21 protein-coding genes and 1 pseudogene are annotated in these 19,350 nt (G+C 61.9%); 13 read left to right on the plus strand and 9 right to left on the minus strand.

Translation table 11 applies throughout. From position 1 onward, the window contains the following. Positions 1–211: 211 nt before the first annotated feature. The 3 genes from NCR34_RS09190 (at position 212) to NCR34_RS09200 (ending at position 3,771) form a co-directional block, all read left to right on the plus strand. The gene (locus tag NCR34_RS09190; protein ID WP_250499654.1) at positions 212–1,339 is read left to right on the plus strand and encodes an SIR2 family protein; all 1,128 of its coding nucleotides are present in this window, start codon (positions 212–214) and stop codon (positions 1,337–1,339) included. Next, the gene (locus NCR34_RS09195) at positions 1,258–2,538 is read left to right on the plus strand and encodes a hypothetical protein (protein WP_250499655.1); all 1,281 of its coding nucleotides are present in this window, start codon (positions 1,258–1,260) and stop codon (positions 2,536–2,538) included. The genes NCR34_RS09190 and NCR34_RS09195 overlap by 82 nt, the downstream gene beginning before the upstream one ends. A 525-nt stretch (positions 2,539–3,063) precedes the next feature. After that, positions 3,064–3,771: a glycine zipper 2TM domain-containing protein gene (locus tag NCR34_RS09200; RefSeq protein WP_250499656.1), complete on the plus strand. Its 708-nt coding sequence runs from the start codon at positions 3,064–3,066 to the stop codon at positions 3,769–3,771. Positions 3,772–3,848: 77 nt separating this feature from the next. Here the strand turns inward: NCR34_RS09200 and pssA are convergent, their stop codons facing one another. From pssA to NCR34_RS09225, 5 genes are all read right to left on the minus strand, one after another. Continuing rightward, positions 3,849–4,715, minus strand: a complete 867-nt coding sequence (pssA, locus tag NCR34_RS09205) for a CDP-diacylglycerol--serine O-phosphatidyltransferase (RefSeq protein WP_250499657.1) — start codon at positions 4,713–4,715, stop codon at positions 3,849–3,851. Between the two features lie 13 nt (positions 4,716–4,728). Continuing rightward, complete coding sequence (locus NCR34_RS09210) at positions 4,729–5,373, minus strand: phosphatidylserine decarboxylase (protein ID WP_206466618.1); 645 nt, start codon at positions 5,371–5,373, stop codon at positions 4,729–4,731. 105 nt (positions 5,374–5,478) lie between these two features. Next, positions 5,479–6,495 carry a ketol-acid reductoisomerase gene (gene ilvC, locus NCR34_RS09215; protein WP_175944239.1) on the minus strand — a complete coding sequence of 339 codons (1,017 nt, stop codon included), beginning with the start codon at positions 6,493–6,495 and terminating at the stop codon, positions 5,479–5,481. Positions 6,496–6,563: 68 nt separating this feature from the next. After that, positions 6,564–7,055 carry an acetolactate synthase small subunit gene (gene ilvN, locus NCR34_RS09220; RefSeq protein WP_008341906.1) on the minus strand — a complete coding sequence of 164 codons (492 nt, stop codon included), beginning with the start codon at positions 7,053–7,055 and terminating at the stop codon, positions 6,564–6,566. A 109-nt stretch (positions 7,056–7,164) separates the two neighbouring features. Further along, positions 7,165–8,928, minus strand: a complete 1,764-nt coding sequence (locus tag NCR34_RS09225; RefSeq protein ID WP_250499658.1) for an acetolactate synthase 3 catalytic subunit — start codon at positions 8,926–8,928, stop codon at positions 7,165–7,167. Positions 8,929–9,296: 368 nt separating this feature from the next. Between NCR34_RS09225 and NCR34_RS09230 the strand changes: the two genes are divergently transcribed. The 10 genes and pseudogenes from NCR34_RS09230 (at position 9,297) to NCR34_RS09275 (ending at position 16,522) form a co-directional block, all read left to right on the plus strand. Then, the gene (locus tag NCR34_RS09230; protein WP_175944243.1) at positions 9,297–9,860 is read left to right on the plus strand and encodes an RNA polymerase sigma factor; all 564 of its coding nucleotides are present in this window, start codon (positions 9,297–9,299) and stop codon (positions 9,858–9,860) included. After that, positions 9,857–10,309 (plus strand): DUF3619 family protein, encoded by a 453-nt coding sequence (locus NCR34_RS09235; protein WP_250499659.1) that lies wholly within the window; start codon positions 9,857–9,859, stop codon positions 10,307–10,309. Before NCR34_RS09230 ends, NCR34_RS09235 begins: the two co-directional genes overlap by 4 nt. Before the next feature lie 27 nt (positions 10,310–10,336). Next, positions 10,337–11,092, plus strand: a complete 756-nt coding sequence (locus NCR34_RS09240; protein ID WP_250499660.1) for a DUF3106 domain-containing protein — start codon at positions 10,337–10,339, stop codon at positions 11,090–11,092. A gap of 7 nt (positions 11,093–11,099) precedes the next feature. After that, positions 11,100–11,603 carry an RDD family protein gene (locus NCR34_RS09245; RefSeq protein WP_250499661.1) on the plus strand — a complete coding sequence of 168 codons (504 nt, stop codon included), beginning with the start codon at positions 11,100–11,102 and terminating at the stop codon, positions 11,601–11,603. Between the two features lie 208 nt (positions 11,604–11,811). Next, a pseudogene (locus tag NCR34_RS09250) lies at positions 11,812–12,645 on the plus strand (UDP-2,3-diacylglucosamine diphosphatase); the annotation flags it as partial. Positions 12,646–12,676: 31 nt separating this feature from the next. Next, positions 12,677–13,708, plus strand: a complete 1,032-nt coding sequence (locus NCR34_RS09255; protein WP_250499663.1) for a glycosyltransferase family 4 protein — start codon at positions 12,677–12,679, stop codon at positions 13,706–13,708. Then, positions 13,705–14,280 carry a diacylglycerol kinase gene (locus NCR34_RS09260; RefSeq protein WP_248320123.1) on the plus strand — a complete coding sequence of 192 codons (576 nt, stop codon included), beginning with the start codon at positions 13,705–13,707 and terminating at the stop codon, positions 14,278–14,280. Before NCR34_RS09255 ends, NCR34_RS09260 begins: the two co-directional genes overlap by 4 nt. A 160-nt stretch (positions 14,281–14,440) precedes the next feature. After that, positions 14,441–15,178, plus strand: a complete 738-nt coding sequence (locus NCR34_RS09265) for a TetR/AcrR family transcriptional regulator (RefSeq protein WP_250499664.1) — start codon at positions 14,441–14,443, stop codon at positions 15,176–15,178. Further along, complete coding sequence (locus NCR34_RS09270) at positions 15,178–15,762, plus strand: LOG family protein (protein ID WP_250499665.1); 585 nt, start codon at positions 15,178–15,180, stop codon at positions 15,760–15,762. The genes NCR34_RS09265 and NCR34_RS09270 overlap by 1 nt, the downstream gene beginning before the upstream one ends. A gap of 13 nt (positions 15,763–15,775) precedes the next feature. After that, positions 15,776–16,522, plus strand: a complete 747-nt coding sequence (locus NCR34_RS09275; RefSeq protein ID WP_250499666.1) for an SDR family oxidoreductase — start codon at positions 15,776–15,778, stop codon at positions 16,520–16,522. A gap of 16 nt (positions 16,523–16,538) precedes the next feature. Here NCR34_RS09275 and NCR34_RS09280 read toward each other — a convergent pair whose 3' ends face one another. From NCR34_RS09280 to NCR34_RS09295, 4 genes are all read right to left on the minus strand, one after another. Next, a complete protein-coding gene (locus NCR34_RS09280) occupies positions 16,539–17,396 on the minus strand; it encodes a DUF5672 family protein (RefSeq protein ID WP_250499667.1) in 858 nt (285 codons plus the stop codon). 84 nt (positions 17,397–17,480) lie between these two features. Then, a complete protein-coding gene (locus NCR34_RS09285) occupies positions 17,481–18,092 on the minus strand; it encodes a DUF924 family protein (protein ID WP_250499668.1) in 612 nt (203 codons plus the stop codon). Then, positions 18,089–18,820, minus strand: coding sequence for an alanyl-tRNA editing protein (locus NCR34_RS09290; RefSeq protein ID WP_250499669.1), 732 nt, complete (start codon positions 18,818–18,820; stop codon positions 18,089–18,091). Before NCR34_RS09290 ends, NCR34_RS09285 begins: the two co-directional genes overlap by 4 nt. 83 nt (positions 18,821–18,903) lie before the next feature. Next, the gene (locus tag NCR34_RS09295; protein WP_250472641.1) at positions 18,904–19,338 is read right to left on the minus strand and encodes a group II truncated hemoglobin; all 435 of its coding nucleotides are present in this window, start codon (positions 19,336–19,338) and stop codon (positions 18,904–18,906) included. Between the last annotated feature and the right edge of the window lie 12 nt (positions 19,339–19,350).

The following is a 19,350-nucleotide window of genomic DNA, read 5'->3' on the forward strand; positions in this document are numbered from 1 at the left end:
GGGAACCGCTCGCGATAGGCTTTGTTCGGCCAAGAAGGGACATTCGTGCTGGAGTTTAAATGACCGAACCACGGCAGCGCGGCGCTATGGTTGTCAACCCCGCTTCTGCGTTGATCTCATGACGATTCAGACTTGCGTTAGTATGTTGATGAGACGGAGACTTTAAGCTCTGCGAACCTCATACAATCACACCGATGGCAACGAGGGTTAAATGCAAATTACGAACGAAGCTCTATTTAAAAATGCCCTTCAAAGCGGCATCAACCTGTTTCTGGGTGCGGGATTTTCGCTTCTAGCCGAGGGTGTGCGAGGAAATCTCCCGGTGGGCGATACTCTGAAATTGGAGCTTCTGAAAGAGTTTTTGAATCGCGATAAGTCTTCTCTCACTCTTTCTCAAATTTGCCAAATGATCGCGAAGGGGAAAAAGAAAGAGCTTCAAGATTATTTGATTGACAGATTCACGGTCCTTGATTTCGACAAAAAATACAATGCCATAGAGCGAATCGCGATGAAATCTATTTTCACGACAAACATTGATAATTTGATATTCCAAATATACGCGCAAAGTGATGAGTTTTATGTCAACGATATTCTTTTGCGAGGCCCCGCCACCCCTAGCAAGAGTGCGATCGACTACATCGCCTTGCACGGTTGCGTAATCCATCCAAACAAAAAATTTGATTTTTCTCCCATCGAAATCGCTTCGAGTTTTGAGCGCGATAAAGATAAATGGTTCGGATATATGAGTCGCATTCAGATGTGGCCTACTCTGTATTGGGGATACCGACTCGAAGACGCGGGCGTTCTTCAATCATTGGCGACTGAAGCCACAAACGGAAGGTCCAAAGCCGATTCGTGGATAACCGTTCGAAAACAGGATGATGAGGCCATCGAATATTTCGAGTCGTTAGGTTTCCACGTCATCGTTTGCGATACCGACGAGCTTCTCACTTATATCGCAAATGTGCCGCAAAAAAAGCGTCCGGGTTTTGTAAAATCTAAGATATTATCGAAATTCCCTGAATACGCGGTCCCGGATCTCTCGGCCGTGGTTGTTAGATCCGTGTCCGAGTTTTATCTGGGCGCCGAACCAACGTGGTATGACGTCTACGGCGGAGGTATTCACAAAACTCAGCACTTCGCCGCTGCGAAAAATGCGGTGTACGAGGACAAGCACGTTTTGCTTTGGGGTCGCCGGTCACTGGCAAGTCAACGCTTCTCAAGCAACTTGCCACGGCAGTTACGCAAGACGGCCCAGTGTTATATATCGATGAAGTCACGCCGGAGAAAGCAACCTTGCTCGCGCGCGAAGCCGATCATCAGTCGGCCGATATTTTGATTTTCATCGATAACGCTGCCGACGCTACAGATGCGATTAACATCCTGTCGCGTTGCAGGAAGGTGAAGATCATAGCCGCCGAACGCGACTACTATTTTGATATCGTCTCGCACAAGTTTAACAAAAGTGAATTCACTATTCTTGACGTGTCGGGACTGGCGGATAGTGATATACAAGAGATTCAGAATTTGATCCCAACAGATGTTTCGCGCAGAGACTTTCGCCGCGATCTTGGTGACTTGGACTCTCAAGAGCAGCCGACGATTTTTGAGTTTTTCATAAAAACCATTATAGACAATTCGTTAATCGAGCGATTCCTTGCGGCCCTAAAGGAACTGAAATCGACCGACTTGCTGAAGCACGATCTGCTTATAGCGGCTTGTTATCTTTATAACTGCCGGGTTCCGATGTCTTTAGACGTCGCAGCGGCATTTTCTTCTTCGTATTCTGTAAACGCTATTGAGGCAAAGAATATCCTAGACGGCGTTGGATCTTTATTGTCTCCGTATGAGGGTGCGCTGGCAGAGCTCAGGGAAAATTATTACGTGCCGCGCTCGCGGTCAATAGCCGAAACGGTGTTGCAAAAGGTAGCTGGCAACGACTTGCGCCGTGTTTTTGACAACTTTCATAACTACGTTTCCCCAACAAAGATCACGCGTTATGACATTTTCAAGAGAAGCGCCTACGACGCGAGATTAATGAAACGCGCCTATCCGAATTTTAGGGATGGGATAGAATTTTATGAGTCAGCGTTTACTCGTGATCCTTCTCATTATTTGAAGCAACAGGGCGCGCTCTATCTGTCCGATAGAGGTCAAACTGAACTTGCTTTTTCATGGATTGATCAAGCTCGATCCATGGCCGGAAAGAACAATCCCACTATTCGCAATAGTTATGCGGTCATTCTGTTTGATGCTAACTATAGCAAACCTGTTGATGCCGACGTTGTAGCAACTTTAAATGAAAGCATGCAGATTCTGGATGATTGCTATAACTACGATAAGAGAAAGGCTTACCACGCCAAAGTGTTTGCCGAGCAAGCTCTTAGTTTTTACGAAAAAGTTCCAGATGAACCCAACATTAAATCGTATCTGGTGAAGGCCCAAAAATGGATTGATGCGGAACGGACTCAACGGAAGAGCGCGCGATGGATGAATCCGCTCAATCGCAAACTGAGTGCTGCACTAAGATCGTTATAACTCGAGTTGACGCGTGACCTGCTCTTGTTTAACACGTGGCTATTGATTTTACACTCAACAACAACAGTCTGACGAGGATGCTTGCGATGGACCGGGCTGGGTCGGAGCAGGAAAGCGCAAAGATTGTGACCTCGAAACTACGAAGGCAATCGCGATAAGGGCGGCAATTTTTCTCATGGCGATCTCGTTTCACGTGACGGCAGACCAATCCTACATCACGCCGCCTTGCGGAATACTGAGTAGTCAAAGTCCGTGACCAGACTATCCGATCTGCGCGTCATGTTTGCGCGGTCTTTACGAACGGCTGTGTGCTGTCGATCTTTTCCGTAAACGGACGTTTTCGGGCCTGCTCATGAATGACGCATAAGGGTCGCATACGGCGTCTCCCCGCTGATCCAAGCCCGTCACGCCTGGCATCCAACGTGCTTCTGTCAAGAAAAAGGCAGTTACAACCTGAAAAAGCGCCGATGCGGCATCTGCGCCAGAATTGATGCATCGGTACTTCGCCTCGAACGGAGGTTAGAAATGGACAACGGGACCAACAACATCACGCCCACGCCCGGCACCGGCGAGCCGCACCGCCTGCATCCGCTGGTCGCGACGGCTGCGGGCGCGGTTATCGTCGCGAGTCTCGCGGCAACGGCCGCCGTGACGGGAATCTTCCCGGGCGCGCACAGCACTTCCGCGCAGAACGCGCAGACGCAGACCGCCGCGGTCGCGCAGCAACAACCGGTGGTCGCGCCCGCCGCGCCGTCGGCCGCCCAGCCGGTAGTCGCGCAAACCGCGCCCGCGCCCGCCCCGGCGCCGCAAACCGCGACTCAGCCGGTGCAGCAAGCGCCTGTGCAGCAGCCTGCGCAACCATCATACGCACAGCAGCCGCCGCAACACTCCGCCTATTGCTCGACGTGCGGCACCGTCGAAGCCGTCTCCGCCGTGCGTCGCGAAGGGCACGGAACGGGCATCGGCGCGGTCGGTGGCGCGGTGGCGGGCGGCGTCGTAGGAAATCAGTTCGGACGCGGCGGCGGCCGCACCGCCATGACGCTGCTCGGCGCGCTCGGCGGCGGGCTCGCGGGCAATTCAGTCGAAAAGCACCTGCGCAGCGAAACCGATTACTCGGTACGCGTGCGGATGGAAAACGGCAAGACGCGCTATTTCACCTACCATCAGCAGCCGCCGTTCGCGCAGGGCCAGCATGTGCGCGTGCATAACGGCACACTGGTCGACGCGGGATAACACGCCGACCGCCACACGCAAAAAAGGGCGACGGGTTTCGCGACCCGTCGCCCTTTTTGCATCGAAAGTGATCTGCGCTAGTGATCCCGTTGCGAGCTGCGCGCGGGATTCGGCCTGCCACGCATGGCCATGTACGCCCACCAGACGTAGCCCGAGAACCCGTACAGCACGAAGAGGCAAAACAGCATGACGGGCGGATCAGAGGAGACGAGCACGAACGCCACCACGACCAGCAGCACGCCCGCGAACGGCACGCGATAACGCACATCGAGCGCCTTGCCGCTGTAGAACGGCGCGTTCGACACCATCGTGACGCCCGCGTAAATGGTCAGCGCGAACGCGACCCACGGCAGCCACACGAGCTTGAGCGGCACGCGATTGTCGGTTGCGAGCCAGACGAAGCCGGCGATCAGCGCCGCCGCGGCCGGACTCGGCAAGCCCTGGAAATAGCGCTTGTCGACCACGCCGACGTTCGTATTGAAGCGCGCGAGCCGCAGCGCCGCGCCCGAGCAGTACACGAACGCCGCGAGCCAGCCCCAGCGCCCGAGGTCCTTCAGCACCCATTCGTACATGACGAGCGCCGGCGCGACGCCGAACGACACCATGTCCGACAGGCTGTCGAACTGCTCGCCGAACGCGCTCTGCGTATGCGTCATGCGCGCGACGCGGCCGTCCATGCCGTCGAGCACCATCGCGACGAAAATGGCGATGGCCGCGATCTCGAAACGCACGTTCATCGCCTGCACCACGGCGAAGAAGCCGCAGAAGAGCGCGGCCGTGGTGAACGCATTCGGCAGCAGATAGATGCCGCGCTTTCTCAGGAATTGCTGCCGCTTCGCGCGCCGCGTTTCCACGGCGCCGACGTCTTGCACCGCCTTGTTGCGACGGAACGCGCGCGGCGGCGCCCCGTTCATGCGGTTCCGGCGCGGTTTGAATGCCGCCATCGACGCCTCCGCGTTATTCCGCGAACTCGGCGAGAATCGTCGACGAGGCGGATACCTTCTCGCCGATCGCCACGCGCGGCCGGCTGCCCACCGGCAGATACACGTCGACGCGCGAACCGAAGCGGATGAAGCCGTAGCGTTGACCGCGCGTGAGCGGCTCGCCCGCGTGGACGTAGCAGAGAATGCGCCGCGCGATCAGTCCGGCGATCTGCACCGACGTCACCGTATGCCCCGTCGCGGTTTGCAGCACGATGGCGTTGCGCTCGTTCTCGGTCGACGCCTTGTCGACAGCCGCGTTCAGATACGCGCCCGGGAAATACTGCACTTTGGTGATCGCGCCGTCGACCGGCGAACGCTGCGAGTGCACATTGAACACGTTCATGAACACGCTGATCTTCAGCGCCTCGCGGCCCGCGTACGGATCATGCGCGGTTTCCACCGCGACGATGCGCCCGTCGGCCGGACACAGCACGGCATTGGCCTGCGTGGGAATCGGGCGCGGCGGATCGCGGAAGAACTGGACGACGAAAATCACGATCAGCCAGAAGATCCAGGCGAAGCCGAAGCCGCCGATCGCCTGCACGAGAATGGCAACGACGGCCGCGATGGCGATGAACGGCCAGCCTTCGCGGGCAATGATCGGATGGGGATAGTTCATGAACGAGGTCTGTGTTTTGAAAACCCGTAGGATAGCAAAAGCCGCCCTCGGCACAGCGGCTTCGGGCGGCTTTCATGACAGCAAGAACCGTGACGCGCGAAAAACTTAGTTCTTCGACTGGTCGACGAGCTTGTTCTTGGCGATCCACGGCATCATCGCGCGCAGCTTCTCGCCGACTTGCTCGATCTGATGCTCGGCCGTCAGGCGGCGGCGCGATTGCAGCGTCGGCGCGCCGGCGCGATTCTCGATGATGAAGCTCTTCGCGTATTCGCCGGTCTGGATGTCCTTCAGCACGGCCTTCATCGCCTTCTTCGTCTCTTCTGTGACGATGCGCGGACCCGTCACGTACTCGCCGTACTCGGCGTTGTTCGAGATCGAGTAGTTCATGTTGGCGATGCCGCCTTCGTAGATCAGGTCGACGATCAGCTTCAGTTCGTGCAGGCACTCGAAGTACGCCATTTCGGGCGCGTAGCCCGCTTCCACCAGCGTTTCGAAGCCGGCCTTGATCAGGTCGACCGTGCCGCCGCACAGCACCGCCTGTTCGCCGAAGAGGTCGGTTTCGGTTTCTTCACGGAAGTTCGTTTCGATGATGCCCGCGCGGCCGCCGCCGTTGGCCACCGCGTACGAGAGCGCCACGTCGCGCGCCGAGCCGGTCTTGTCCTGCGCGACCGCGATCAGGTGCGGCACGCCGCCGCCTTGCGTGTACGTGTTGCGCACGGTGTGACCCGGCGCCTTCGGCGCGATCATGATGACGTCGAGATCGGCGCGCGGAATCACCTGGCCGTAGTGCACGTTGAAGCCGTGCGCGAACGCGAGCGCCGCGCCGTTCTTGATGTTCGCGTGGACTTCCTTCGCGTACACCTCGGCGATCTGCTCGTCGGGCAGCAGCATCATCACGACGTCGGCGCCCTTCACCGCTTCGGCCACTTCCTTGACCGGCAGACCGGCGTTCTCGGCCTTGCTCCACGAAGCGCCGCCCTTACGCAGGCCGACCGTCACGTTCACGCCGCTTTCCTTCAGGTTCAGCGCGTGCGCATGGCCTTGCGAGCCATAACCGATGATGGTGACTTGCTTGCCCTTGATGAGGGAGAGGTCGGCGTCTTTGTCGTAGAAAACTTTCATGGTGGTTCCTTGAGTCCTGGGTCTGTCTCCGCGCGATGCAGAGGAAATGAGTCGAGTTGCGTGTGGTGCTACACCTTCAGGATGCGCTCGCCCCGGCCGATGCCGGAACTGCCCGTGCGAACCGTCTCCAGAATCGCCGTGGCGTCGAGCGCCTGAATGAACGCGTCGAGCTTGTCGGAGGCGCCCGTCAGTTCCATGGTGTAGGTCTTTTCGGTCACGTCGATGATGCGGCCGCGGAAGATATCCGCCATCCGCTTCATCTCTTCGCGTTCCTTGCCGACTGCCCTTACCTTGATGAGCATCAGCTCGCGCTCGATGTGGGCGCCCTCTGTCAGGTCGACCACTTTCACCACCTCGATCAGGCGGTTCAGGTGCTTCGTGATCTGTTCGATCACGTCGTCCGAGCCGATGGAGACGATGGTGAGCCGCGACAGCGAACTGTCTTCGGTCGGCGCCACCGTCAGCGTTTCGATGTTGTAGCCGCGCGCGGAAAAGAGCCCGACGACACGCGATAACGCGCCCGGCTCGTTTTCCAGCAGTACGGAGATGATGTGTTTCATGTGCGTGTTTCCCGATATGTCCAGAAGAAGCGTTCGTCCGAAAAACCCGCGCGCGGCGCTCGTCCTTTGTGAAGACAGGCGCGCACGAGCCTCGCGTGACAAAGCCGCGTTATAGATCCTCAGAGCCGAGCAGCATTTCCGTGATGCCCTTGCCTGCCTGCACCATCGGAAATACGTTTTCGGTCGGATCGGTCTGGAAGTCGAGGAACACGGTGCGATCTTTCAGACGCAGCGCTTCCTTGAGCGCCGGTTCGACGTCCGCGGTCTTTTCGACGCGAATGCCGACGTGGCCGTACGCTTCGGCGAGCTTCACGAAGTCGGGCAGCGCGTCCATGTACGAACTGGAATAGCGCTTCTTGTATTCGATCTGCTGCCACTGGCGAACCATGCCGAGATAGCGGTTATTGAGCGAGATGATCTTGACCGGCGTGTTGTACTGCTTGCAGGTCGAGAGCTCCTGAATGCACATCTGGATGGAGCCTTCGCCCGTGATGCAGACCACGTCCTCGTCGGGATAGGCCATCTTCACGCCCATCGCGGCGGGCAGGCCGAAGCCCATCGTGCCGAGGCCGCCCGAGTTGATCCAGCGGCGCGGCTTGTTGAACGGATAGAACTGCGCCGCCCACATCTGATGCTGGCCGACATCCGAACACACGAAGGCGTTGCCGTCGGTCAGCTCCGCGAGCTTCTCGACGACGTACTGCGGCTTGATGATCTCGCTCTTGCGGTCGTAGGCGAGGCAGTCTTTCGCGCGCCAGCCTTCGATCTCGTCCCACCACGACTTGAGCGCGGCCGTATCCGGCCCGTGCTCCGCGTGCTGAAGCTGCTCGATCAGCTCTTTCAGGACTTCCTTCACGTCGCCGACGATCGGGATATCGACCTTCACGCGCTTCGAGATGGACGACGGATCGACGTCGATATGAATGATCTTGCGCGGCGACGAAGCGAAGTGCTTCGGGTCGCCGATCACGCGGTCGTCGAAGCGCGCGCCGATGGCGATCAGCACGTCGCAGTGCTGCATGGCCATGTTGGCTTCGTACGTGCCGTGCATGCCGAGCATGCCGAGGAACTTCTTGTCGCTCGCGCGATAGCCGCCCAGACCCATCAGCGTGTTGGTGACGGGATAGCCGAGCAGATCGGCGAACTGGTTCAGTTCGCGCGATGCGTCCGCGAGAATGATGCCGCCGCCGGTGTAGATGTACGGACGCTTTGCCGACAACAGCAGTTGCACGGCCTTGCGGATCTGGCCGGAATGGCCCTTCGTCACCGGATTGTACGAGCGCAGCGACACGCTCTTGACCGGCTCATAACGGCACGGCGCTTTCGACACGTCTTTCGGAATGTCGATCAGCACCGGGCCGGGACGCCCCGTGCGCGCAATGTAGAAGGCTTTCTTGACGGTGGCGGCGAGATCGCGCACGTCCTTCACGAGGAAGTTGTGCTTGACGCAGGGCCGCGTGATGCCGACGGTGTCGCATTCCTGGAACGCGTCGAGCCCGATGGCCGCGGTGGGCACCTGCCCGCTGATGACGACGAGCGGAATGGAATCCATGTAGGCCGTGGCGATGCCGGTGACGGCATTGGTGACGCCCGGGCCGGAGGTCACGAGGCACACGCCCACCTTGCCGGTCGAGCGCGAATACGCGTCGGCGGCGTGCACGGCGGCCTGCTCGTGGCGCACGAGAATGTGCTGAATCAGGTCCTGCTTGTACAGCTCGTCGTAGATGTAGAGTACCGAGCCGCCGGGATAGCCCCACACGAACTCGACGTTTTCGTCGGCGAGCGCGCGCATGAGCACGGTCGCACCGATCGAATCGGCTTCGTGAGAGGGAGTGGTATCCGACGTGGAGAATTCCGCGCTAGGCATGTTCATTCATCACCTTTCGAATTTTCGGCAAAAAATTGATCGGGTGCTCTCTGCCGGGCTTGTGGCTCGGGTTCAAGCGGCGCGTCTTGGTTTGACAGGCGAACTTCTTGGGCTCGCCTCAAAGCAGACAATTCACTTTATGATGCGAGTCGGGAACGATAGCCCGTTTTTGCGCGCACGGTCAAGCAAAAATTTCCCCGCCACGCCTGGAATGCTTCGTTCGGGCGTTTTTCTCTCGCCCTGAGCACGCAATACGGCGCAACAAATCGTTTCCCGATCCTCCCGCGACAGCGAAAATTTGCTAGCATCCGCAGGTTTTCCTGGAACTCCACAATCTCTTTCGACGCAAATTCGTTGCGCCGGGTCCCCAACGGATGGCATCAGACAAGGAACTCGCCGATTTTCTGGCGGGCGTCGAAAGACGCGCGTTCAAGCAGACCGTGTACACCGTCCGCGACGACGACGCGGCGCTCGACATCGTCCAGGACGCCATGATCAAGCTCGCGGAAAAATACGGCGACAAGCCGTCGGCCGAGCTTCCTCTTTTGTTCCAGCGTATCCTCCAGAATGCGACGCACGACTACTTTCGCCGCCAGAAGGTTCGCAATACCTGGATCAGCCTGTTCTCCTCGTTCGGCAGCGCCGACGACGACGAGTTCGACCCGCTCGAAACCTTCGAATCCGAGGACGGCGCGACCGGCAGCGAAAGCAGCGAGAGCCGGCTGGAACGCGAGCAGGTGCTCAACCTGATCGACGCGGAAATCCAGAAATTGCCGGCGCGTCAACGAGAAGCTTTTCTCATGCGTTACTGGGAAGATATGGATGTCGCAGAGACGGCCGCCGCGATGGGCTGCTCCGAGGGCAGCGTGAAGACGCATTGTTCACGCGCCACGCACGCTCTCGCGCAAGCCCTGAAAGCCAAAGGGATCACGCTATGAGTTCCGCTCTTGAAACGAAGGAAAACGAGTTCGCGCTGAAGGTCGTGCGCGCGCTCGACGAAAGCACGTCGGCCATTCCGGCCGCCGCGATGGATCGGCTCGCTGAGGCGCGCCGCGCCGCTATCGCGCGCAAGAAGCCCGAGAAAGTGGCCGTCGCCGCCGCCGCGCCCGTGTTCGCGCCGGTTCTGGCCGGCTCGGGGGCCACGCTCTCGGCCGGCGGTTCCGGCGACGCACGCGGTCGCAAGAGCCTCTTCGCGCGCTTGGGCGGCTTCGGGCTGGCGGGCCCGGTGTTCGCGCTCGCCGTGGCGCTCGCGGGCATCGCGTATTGGGAAGATCAGCAGCGCAAGGCCGAGCTCGCCGACATCGACGCGGCCATGATGAGCGACAGCCTGCCGCTCGACGCTTATCTCGATCACGGCTTCAACGCGTATCTGACGCGCAATCACTAAGCATCAAACCGAGCGGGGGAAATTCGGGTGAGTTACAAGCGCGGTCTCGCGATTGTCTTCGGCTGCGCGATTGCGGGTCTGGTCGCGTTCGCCGCTACTTACCCGCGCTTCTATTCGTCCTCCGCCACGGCGTCCGTGTCCGCCGCCGCGCCCAACGGCGCGAGCGCGGGCGCGGACGGGTCGCTCTCGCCGCTCGCCGCGCTTTCATCGGACAACCCGCTTTCGTGGAGCCGTTTGACGGAGGCACAGCGCGTCGCGCTCGCGCCTTTCGCCACCCAGTGGGATTCCTTCAGCGACGAGCGCAAGCAGAAGTGGCTCAAGATCGCATCGCGCTATCACCGCATGTCGCCGGACGCACAAAAGCGGCTGCAGCAGCGCATGGAGGAATGGGTGCGCATGACGCCCGACCAGCGCAAGGTCGCGCGGGAAAACTACCAGGTGTCGAAGCTCGTGCCGCCCGACAAGCGCGAGAAGGCCTGGGACGCGTATCAGAAGCTCTCGGAAGAACAAAAGAAAAAGCTCGCCGCAAGCGAGCGCGGCCGCCGCCCGACCGTGGTGAGCGCGCCGCCGACCGGCAAAGCCGAAGTGAAGGACATCAACCGACTGGTGGCGGCGCGCGAGCAGGGCCACGCGGCTTCGCATGCGGAAGCCGGGCCGGGCGCGGGCGCGCCGGCATCGGGCACGCCGTTGCAGCCCGCCGTGCCGAACGCCGCGAGCATCGTCCCGGCCACGCCGATTCCCGTTTCGCCGCAGCAGGCGCCTTCGATGTACAACGGTTCCTGATCGCGCGATGAGCGTCTCCGCCACCGCGACCATCCCGCCGCTTCGCGCGCCCAGCCTGCGCCGGCGGCTCTCCACGATGGTCTACGAAGGCGTCATCCTGTTCGGCGTGGTGTTCATCGCCGGATATCTCTTCAGCACGCTCACGCAGCAGCGCAACGGCCTCACGCATCACGACTGGCTGATGTCGTGGATCGGCCTGGTGCTAGCGGCGTATTTCGTGTGGTTCTGGACGCACGGCGGCCAGACGCTGCCGATGAAAACCTGGCGCCTGAAAGTCGTCGATGCGCGCGGCGAGCCGCTCACCGTCGGCCGGGCGCTAGCGCGCTATGTGCTCGCGTGGCTATGGTTCCTGCCGCCGCTCGCGCTGCACCCGCTGCTTTCGCTGGCGGTGCCGCAGACGCTGATCGTGCTCGCCGTCTGGATCGCGCTGTGGGCGGCAGCCGTCTGGCTCGATCCGTCCCGCCAGTTCCTGCACGACCGCCTCGCCGGCACGCGCATCGTCGCCGCGTAAGTCATCCCCCTGCCCGCCCCCGTGTAATACGAACTTCTCGTGACTGTCACGGCTCGGTCACGGCCGCACGGCGTAATGCGCATACCAAAACTCGATGCGCGAGCCAATGGCCCTCCACCCGACAGTCACGCCGGCATTCGACCCCTCCACCGCTTACCGTTTTCGCAGTTCCGGCTTGCGCGTCGATCCGTCGGCGCTCGTGTCTGAGTCGCCCGCGTCGCCTGGAGCCGCTGCTCCCATCGCGGATAACGAATCGACCGACGGAACGCATCGTTATCGCACGATCTGGCTCTCGGATATCCACCTAGGCTCCGGCGGCTGTCAGGCCGCGTATCTGCTCGACTTCCTGCGGCATCACGAATCGGACTACCTGTATCTCGTCGGCGACATCATCGACGGATGGCAGCTTCGCAAAGGCTGGTTCTGGCCGCAGGCGCACAACGACGTCGTGCAGAAAATCCTGCGCAAGGCGCGCAAGGGCACGCAGGTCGTCTATATCCCCGGCAATCACGACGAAGCCGCGCGCCAGTTCTGCGATCTCGCGTTCGGCGACATTCACGTGCGCGGCGAGGCGTTTCACACGACGCTCGCGGGCAAGCGCCTGTGGATCGTTCACGGCGATCTCTTCGACGGCGTCATTCAGCACGCCAAATGGCTCGCCTATCTCGGCGACACCGCGTACACCGCGATCTTGCTGCTCAACCGATGGTTCAATCGCGTGCGCACGAAGCTCGGCTTCAATTACTGGTCGCTCTCGCAGTACCTGAAGCATCAGGTCAAGAACGCGGTCAATTTCATCTCGCAGTTCGAGCGCGTGATGACCGATGAAGCGCGCCGCCGCGGCTGCGACGGCGTCGTGTGCGGGCACATCCACAAGGCCGAGATTCGCGATATCGACGGCATCCTGTATTGCAACGACGGCGACTGGGTAGAGAGTCTCTCCGCGCTCGTCGAGACCTACGACGGCGAACTGAAGGTCGTCTACTGGACTGTCATGCGCGCGCCCGGACATCCGGCCGCGAAAGCCCGCACGACGGTGTGAACGCATCCATCAGGCCACACGAGGAACCGCAATGAAGATCATGATCGTGACCGATGCATGGGAGCCGCAAGTCAACGGCGTCGTGCGCACACTCAAGAACACGAGCAAGGAGCTGACGGCGCTCGGGCATCGCGTGGACATGCTCACGCCGCTCGAATTCAGGACGATTCCCTGCCCGACCTATCCCGAGATTCGCCTCTCGCTGATGCCGGGCCGTCATGTCGCCGAGCGCATCGACGCGTTCGATCCGGATGCGCTGCACATCGCGACGGAAGGCCCGCTCGGCCTCGCCGCCCGCGCGTACGCGCTGCGTCATAAGCTGCCGTACACGACCGCCTATCACACGCGGTTTCCCGAATACGTGAAGGCGCGCTTCGGCATTCCGCTCGCGATGACGTATCGCTTTCTTCGCTGGTTCCACGGACCGTCGCAGGCGGTGATGGCGCCGACGCCCGTGGTCAAGAAAGACCTGGAGGCCTATGGATTCACGAACGTCGTGCTGTGGACGCGCGGCGTCGATCTCGACATCTTCCATCCGATGGACTCGAAGGTGCTCAACACCGCGCGGCCGATCTTTCTGTACGTCGGGCGCGTGGCGATCGAAAAGAACGTCGAAGCGTTCCTGAAGCTCGACCTGCCCGGCTCGAAGTGGGTTGCGGGCGAAGGCCCGGCGCTCGCCGAGCTGAAATCGCGCTACACGAACGTGAACTATCTCGGCGTGCTGTCGCAGCCGGAACTCGCGAAGGTGTACGCCGCCGCCGATGTCTTCGTGTTCCCGAGCCGCACCGATACGTTCGGCCTCGTGCTGCTGGAAGCGATGGCTTGCGGCACGCCCATCGCGGCGTACCCGGTCACGGGTCCGATCGACGTGCTCGGCGAACACGGACCCGGCGCGCTCAACGACGACCTGCGCGAGGCGTGCCTTAAGGCGCTGAAGATCGACCGGGCCGACGCGCGCGCCTGGGCCGAACGCTTCTCGTGGCGCGCGGCGTCCGAGCAGTTCGCGTCGCATTTGCGGCAGTTCGAGCCGCGCGCGCCGCGCGCCGACCGGGCGCCCGCATGACGCGTCGCCCGTTGGCGGAGGAACGCGCCGAAGCGAACGCCCGCGCGGCGGCAGGCCGCATCATGGACCCGTTCGACGACGAAACCGACGCCGGCGTCGATTCGCTCGATTCGCTCGATTCGCACGCTCAGGCGACCGAACCGCTCGGCACCGACGACCTGCCCTTCAATCCGTACAAGGGCAATCGCGGCTTCACGCGCGCCTGGCACGCGATGAAGAACTCGATCGCAGGTTTTCGCATCGCGATTCGCGAGGAAAGCGCCTTCCGGCAGGAACTGACGCTCGCCGCCATCCTGTTGCCGTGCAGCCTTCTCGTGCCGGTGGCGCCGGTCGAGCGAGCCGCTCTGATCGGCTCCGTGCTGCTGGTGCTGATCGTCGAGCTGTTGAATTCGAGCGTCGAGGCGGCGATCGACCGCATCTCGCTCGAACGCCATGAACTGTCCAAGCGCGCGAAGGACTTCGGCAGCGCCGCCGTGATGGTCGCGCTCGGGGTGTGCGTGCTCACGTGGGCCATGATTCTGTGGCCGCACGCGCCCGCTGCGGCCGCGTGGCTCGGGCGTCTTTTGGCTTGAGCGCGCGGTATCTCGTAAAGTCGTCGCGGCTCTGCGAGACCACGTCCGGAACGGAGAACGAGCGGTTTATAATCGTCCGATATTCTCAAAAATAGCAACGGAACCGGACGCGGGCATGCTTGCACGAGGCCGCCGCAACCGGATGCCAAGGTCGGACGACATGGAAGCGAAACCTCCCCGCCGTACCCGCGAACGGATTCTCGAGCTGTCGCTGAAGTTGTTCAACGATATCGGCGAGCCCAACGTCACCACGACGACGATCGCCGAGGAGATGGAAATCAGTCCAGGCAATCTGTACTACCATTTCCGCAACAAAGACGACATCATCAACAGCATCTTCGCGCAGTTCGAGCAGCAGATTCAAAAGCGCCTGCGCTTTCCGGACGATCACCGGCCGACCATCGACGAGATGTGGTCCTATCTGCAGTACATGGCCGATTTTCTCTGGACGTATCGCTTTCTCTACCGCGACCTGAACGACCTTCTCGCGCGCAACCGCACGCTGGAGACGCACTTCAAGCAGATCATCACGCACAAGGTGCGCTTCGCGCAGCAACTATGCGAGGCGCTCGTCGCCGATCAGGAAATGGTCGCGACGCCCGCCGAGATCGAGGTCATCGCGACGAATATCGGCGTGATCGCGACCTACTGGCTCTCGTATCAGTACGTGATGAACCCGCGCAAGTACAACGATCAGGAAGCGATTCGCGCGGAGCTGCATCAGGTGAGCGTGCACATCATCTCGATCATGGCGCCGTATCTGCGCGGCCGCTCGCGCCAGCTTTTCGACGATCTGGTGTCCGGTAAGATGCCCAAGCGCGAATATGCGGACTTCCTGCCGCCGCGCGACGATGCCGCCAGCGCATCGAAGAACGAAACACCGAAGGATTCCCAATAATGAAGGCAGTGTGTGTGTATTGCGGCTCCGCTCCCGGAGCCCGCCCCGTCTATGCAGAAGCCGCGCGCGCGTTCGGCCGCGCGCTCGTCGAGGCCAACTTGTCGCTCGTGTATGGCGGCGGCCGCGTCGGGCTGATGGGCCTGATCGCCGATGAAGTGCTCGCCGCCGGCGGACGCGCGGTCGGCGTGATTCCCGAACTGCTGCTCGCGAAGGAAGTCGGCCATACGGATCTCACGGAACTGCACGTCGTCCCCGACATGCACGAGCGCAAGAAGAAGATGGCCGATCTCGCCGATGCCTTCGTCGCGATGCCCGGCGGCGTCGGCACGTACGAAGAGTTCTTCGAGGTGTACACGTGGGCGCAACTCGGCTATCACCAGAAGCCCGTCGGCCTATTGGACGTGAACGGCTATTTCGAGCCGCTTCTGTCGATGCTGCGTCATACCATCGACGAAGGCTTCATGCGCAAGCCGTATCTGGACATGATTCAGGTGGCCGCCGAGCCGAACGAGATGATCGCGAAGCTCACGGCCTACACCCCGCCCGCGAACGACAAGTGGTCAGAGAAACGCAACGCAGTCTGAGGAGAATCGAGCGATGTCCAAAGTCATCCTGATCACCGGCGCGAGCCGCGGCATCGGCCGGTCGGCTGCCATTCTCGCGGGCGCGCGCGGCTGGTCGGTCGGCGTGAACTACGCGTCGAACGCGCAGGCCGCCGAAGAAACCGTCGCGGCGGTGCGCGCGGCGGGCGGCAAGGCCATCGCGATAGCCGGCGACGTGCGCGACGAAGCGGCGATCATCGCCATGTTCGACGCCACCGAAAAAGCCTTCGGCACGCTCGACGGCGTGGTGAACAACGCGGGCATCGTCGCGCCGGGCGCGCCGTTGGCCGACATGGACATCGAGCGGCTCAAGCGCATCTTCGACACCAACGTGCTCGGCGCGTATCTGTGCGCGCGCGAGGCGGCGCGGCGTCTGTCGCGCTCGCGCGGCGGCCGCGGCGGCTCGCTCGTGAACGTGTCGTCGGCGGCGGCGCGGCTCGGGTCGCCGAACGAATACGTGGACTATGCGGGCTCCAAAGGCGCGATCGACGCGATGACCATCGGGCTCTCCAAGGAGCTCGGCCCGGAAGGCGTGCGCGTCAACGCCATTCGCCCCGGCCTCATCGAAACCGAGATCCACGCGAGCGGCGGCAAGCCGGACCGCGCGCACGTGCTCGGCGTGCACACGCCGCTCGGACGCCCTGGCACGGCGGACGAGGTCGGAGAGTCGATCGTCTGGCTGCTTTCGGATGCGTCGTCCTACGTGACCGGCGCGATTCTGGACGTGACGGGCGGACGCTGAGTTTGCGCCCTGAGCATTACAGGTCTTCGGGCGCGAAGCGAAGTTCATAGCCGCGCGCTTCGAGCATGCGCGCGATATCCATTTCCCGGAACGCGCGCTCGGCGATGCTGCGCTTGGTCCGATACTGAATGACCGGCGGATCGATGCCGATGAGCCGCCGCCATTTGCAGTGCTGCCCGAAGAGCGACATCATGTCGACATCGCGATGCGCCGCCCCGGCGTGTTCGATCCCGAAGCGCAGACACATCTCGACCGGCGCGAACCGCAGGCCGACGGCTTCCAGTTCGGGCCGCAGCACGCACGTGAGTTGCACGTCCTCGTTCAGCGCGCAGTTCGTCCATTCCACCTTGAGCGGATCGCCGCCGATCTTGTCGGGCGCGGGAATCGTCATCCGGATCTCGGGATGGTCGATGAGCGCGCGCATCATGCGCCGGCTGCGCAAGCAAAAGCCGCCGTTGATCACCGGCATCACCGTCTGCCCGGGCTTGCCGAGTTCGGCGCTCCACGCGTAGTGTGTGACCCAGCGCGTGCCTTCGTTTGTATCGATACGACCGACGTGCGCCATCGGGCCGACGTAATCGTAGTCGAGGAAATCGTCGGTCCAGTTCGCGGTGTCGAGCACCCAGCCGTCATCCTGGACGATCAGCGCGAACTCGGTCTCCACGACGCGCCACAGCGCGTACATCATGAACCACGAGTATTCCTGATAATCGAGCGGCGCGATCTTGCGATGCTCGATGCCGGGCGGCAGACTCAGGGGCGCCTGCGGACTGCACAGCACGGCACGCGCGCCGGGCATCTGGCGCAGGCTCAGCGTGAGCGCATAGACGGCGCGCGTCGCGTCGGGCAGCCCCGTCACGGAAACCAGTGTCATCTTGCTGAAGTCTTTCATCGCGTTCCCGCAAAAGCAAAGCGATGAAAATAAGTCGGCGCGCGGCGCGTGACTATCGACGGAGTTCTAGAAACCGCCGTGCTGGGCGAGCCACGCTTCTTCGTCGGGCAGCGTCTCGCGTCCGAGTATCCTGTTCCGATGCGGAAAGCGCCCGAATCGTTCGATGACTTCCGCGTGTCTCAACGCGGAGTCGTAGAAGCTGGCGACGCCCGTGTCGTCGCGCAGTTTCGCGAAAAGGCGCACGGATTCGCGCTGGCTGGCGAGCGTTTCGTCGTGCTCGAACGGCGTGTATACGAACGCGCGATGACAGGCGCTCGGCATCCGCAAGTCGTCGCCCTGCCCGACCAGCTTCTTCGCGACCGCGAGCGCCCGCGCGTCGCCGGCGAAGGCGCGCGGCGTGTGGCGATAACAATTGCGCGAGAACTGATCTAGGACCACGATCAGCGCGAGCGCAGAAAGCGGCTCGCGTTCCCACGCTTCCAGGCCGCCCGCCTGCGCTTCGTCGAGCAGAGCGCCGAAGCGTTCGGTCAGCATGGCGTCGAACGCGCGCTTCTTGATCCACCACTGCCTGCGCTCGGTGCCGAATTCCGGCGAGCCCGGCGCGCCGAACCAGACATCGAGGACGTCCTGCGCGCGCCGGTCGCCGGTCAAGCCGGTCAAGCCGGTCACGACCGTCAAGCCAGTTCCAGCACGAGCCGCCGCGTGCGCGCGCTCTTCTTTTCCAGCTTGGCGATGCGCAGCATGCCGATTTCGCCGGTATTACGCACATGCGTGCCGCCGCACGGCTGCAAGTCCACGTTCTCGATGCGCAGCAGCCGCACGCGGCCGAGGCCCATCGGCGGCTTCACGCTCATCGTGCGGACGAGCTCGGGGCGCGCGGACATTTCGTCGTCGGTGATCCATTCGGTGCGCACGTCGTGCGAACCGCCGACGAGTTCGCGCAGCTTCGCTTCCACCGCTTCGCGCTCGATCGGCTCGACGGTCGCGAGATCGAGCCGCGCGTAATCGGTCGTGATGCTGCAACCATCGACCGGATACGGCAGCACCGCGCAGATCAGGTGGCTCGCGGTGTGCAGCCGCATATGCCGGTACCGCCGCTCCCAGTCGATTTCCGCGCTCACGGTGTCGCCCACCTTGAGCTTCGCGAGCGCGTCTTCCTGACCGGGCGCGGGCACGTGCACGGCATCGTCGGGAGTCGCGCCTTCGAACTTGGCCTTGCGCGTATCCGCGATGGCGATGACCGTGCCGTCCGCGAGCGTCAGCGTTCCGGCATCGCCCGCCTGCCCGCCGCCGAGCGGATAGAACACGGTCTGGTCCAGATGGATGCCCGCTTCGTCGATGGCGGTGACGGTCGCATCGCAGTGTCTTTGATAAGCGTCCTCGCGAAAGAGCGCGCGTGTAGTCATGACTTCGTGTCCTCGAAAGCCTTGGTTGATCGCAGATGATGCAGCAAACCGGCGCGGCCTCGCCCGGTACACAACGGGGCGAATCAGCCGGGACGGTTGCGCATCCAGTCGGCGGTATCGAAGAACGACGTGAGCAGGCGCTCGCGCAGCGGCTCGGCGAGGCCGATGTCCTCCATCGCCCAGGCCATGCAGCGCAGCCATTGATCGCGCTCGCTCGACGCGATGGCGAACGGCAGATGCCGCGCCCGCAGCCGCGGATGCCCGAAGCGGCTGATGTAGTGATCCGGCCCCCCCATCCAGCCGCACAGGAACCAGAAGGTCTTGTCGCGCGAATTGTCGAGCGTCGGCGGATGCAGCGCGCGAATGCCCGCGAACTCGGGCTCCAGGTCCATCAAATCGTAGAAACGGTCGACGAGCGCGCGCACGCGCTCCTCGCCGCCGATGAGTTCGAACGCGGTCGGCGCTGGTTGTTGATTCGTCGCTTCGTCTTCGGAAGCCGGTTGATTCACTTCGCTCATTGCTTTGCTTTG

This window comes from Caballeronia sp. GAWG1-5s-s (assembly GCF_023631445.1).
Taxonomy (GTDB): domain Bacteria; phylum Pseudomonadota; class Gammaproteobacteria; order Burkholderiales; family Burkholderiaceae; genus Caballeronia.

Bases quoted from the DNA above. Each gene is read 5' to 3' on its own strand.
- pssA (WP_250499657.1), bottom strand. From the start codon at position 4,715: ATGGCGGCATTCAAACCGCGCCGGAACCGCATGAACGGGGCGCCGCCG.
- NCR34_RS09290 (WP_250499669.1), bottom strand. From the start codon at position 18,820: ATGACTACACGCGCGCTCTTTCGCGAGGACGCTTATCAAAGACACTGC.
- NCR34_RS09210 (WP_206466618.1), bottom strand. From the start codon at position 5,373: ATGAACTATCCCCATCCGATCATTGCCCGCGAAGGCTGGCCGTTCATC.
- NCR34_RS09255 (WP_250499663.1), top strand. From the start codon at position 12,677: ATGAAGATCATGATCGTGACCGATGCATGGGAGCCGCAAGTCAACGGC.
- NCR34_RS09295 (WP_250472641.1), bottom strand. From the start codon at position 19,338: ATGAGCGAAGTGAATCAACCGGCTTCCGAAGACGAAGCGACGAATCAA.
- NCR34_RS09235 (WP_250499659.1), top strand. From the start codon at position 9,857: ATGAGTTCCGCTCTTGAAACGAAGGAAAACGAGTTCGCGCTGAAGGTC.
- NCR34_RS09245 (WP_250499661.1), top strand. From the start codon at position 11,100: ATGAGCGTCTCCGCCACCGCGACCATCCCGCCGCTTCGCGCGCCCAGC.
- NCR34_RS09265 (WP_250499664.1), top strand. From the start codon at position 14,441: ATGGAAGCGAAACCTCCCCGCCGTACCCGCGAACGGATTCTCGAGCTG.
- ilvC (WP_175944239.1), bottom strand. From the start codon at position 6,495: ATGAAAGTTTTCTACGACAAAGACGCCGACCTCTCCCTCATCAAGGGC.
- NCR34_RS09230 (WP_175944243.1), top strand. From the start codon at position 9,297: ATGGCATCAGACAAGGAACTCGCCGATTTTCTGGCGGGCGTCGAAAGA.
- NCR34_RS09280 (WP_250499667.1), bottom strand. From the start codon at position 17,396: ATGACACTGGTTTCCGTGACGGGGCTGCCCGACGCGACGCGCGCCGTC.
- NCR34_RS09270 (WP_250499665.1), top strand. From the start codon at position 15,178: ATGAAGGCAGTGTGTGTGTATTGCGGCTCCGCTCCCGGAGCCCGCCCC.
- NCR34_RS09225 (WP_250499658.1), bottom strand. From the start codon at position 8,928: ATGAACATGCCTAGCGCGGAATTCTCCACGTCGGATACCACTCCCTCT.
- NCR34_RS09275 (WP_250499666.1), top strand. From the start codon at position 15,776: ATGTCCAAAGTCATCCTGATCACCGGCGCGAGCCGCGGCATCGGCCGG.
- ilvN (WP_008341906.1), bottom strand. From the start codon at position 7,055: ATGAAACACATCATCTCCGTACTGCTGGAAAACGAGCCGGGCGCGTTA.
- NCR34_RS09260 (WP_248320123.1), top strand. From the start codon at position 13,705: ATGACGCGTCGCCCGTTGGCGGAGGAACGCGCCGAAGCGAACGCCCGC.
- NCR34_RS09200 (WP_250499656.1), top strand. From the start codon at position 3,064: ATGGACAACGGGACCAACAACATCACGCCCACGCCCGGCACCGGCGAG.
- NCR34_RS09190 (WP_250499654.1), top strand. From the start codon at position 212: ATGCAAATTACGAACGAAGCTCTATTTAAAAATGCCCTTCAAAGCGGC.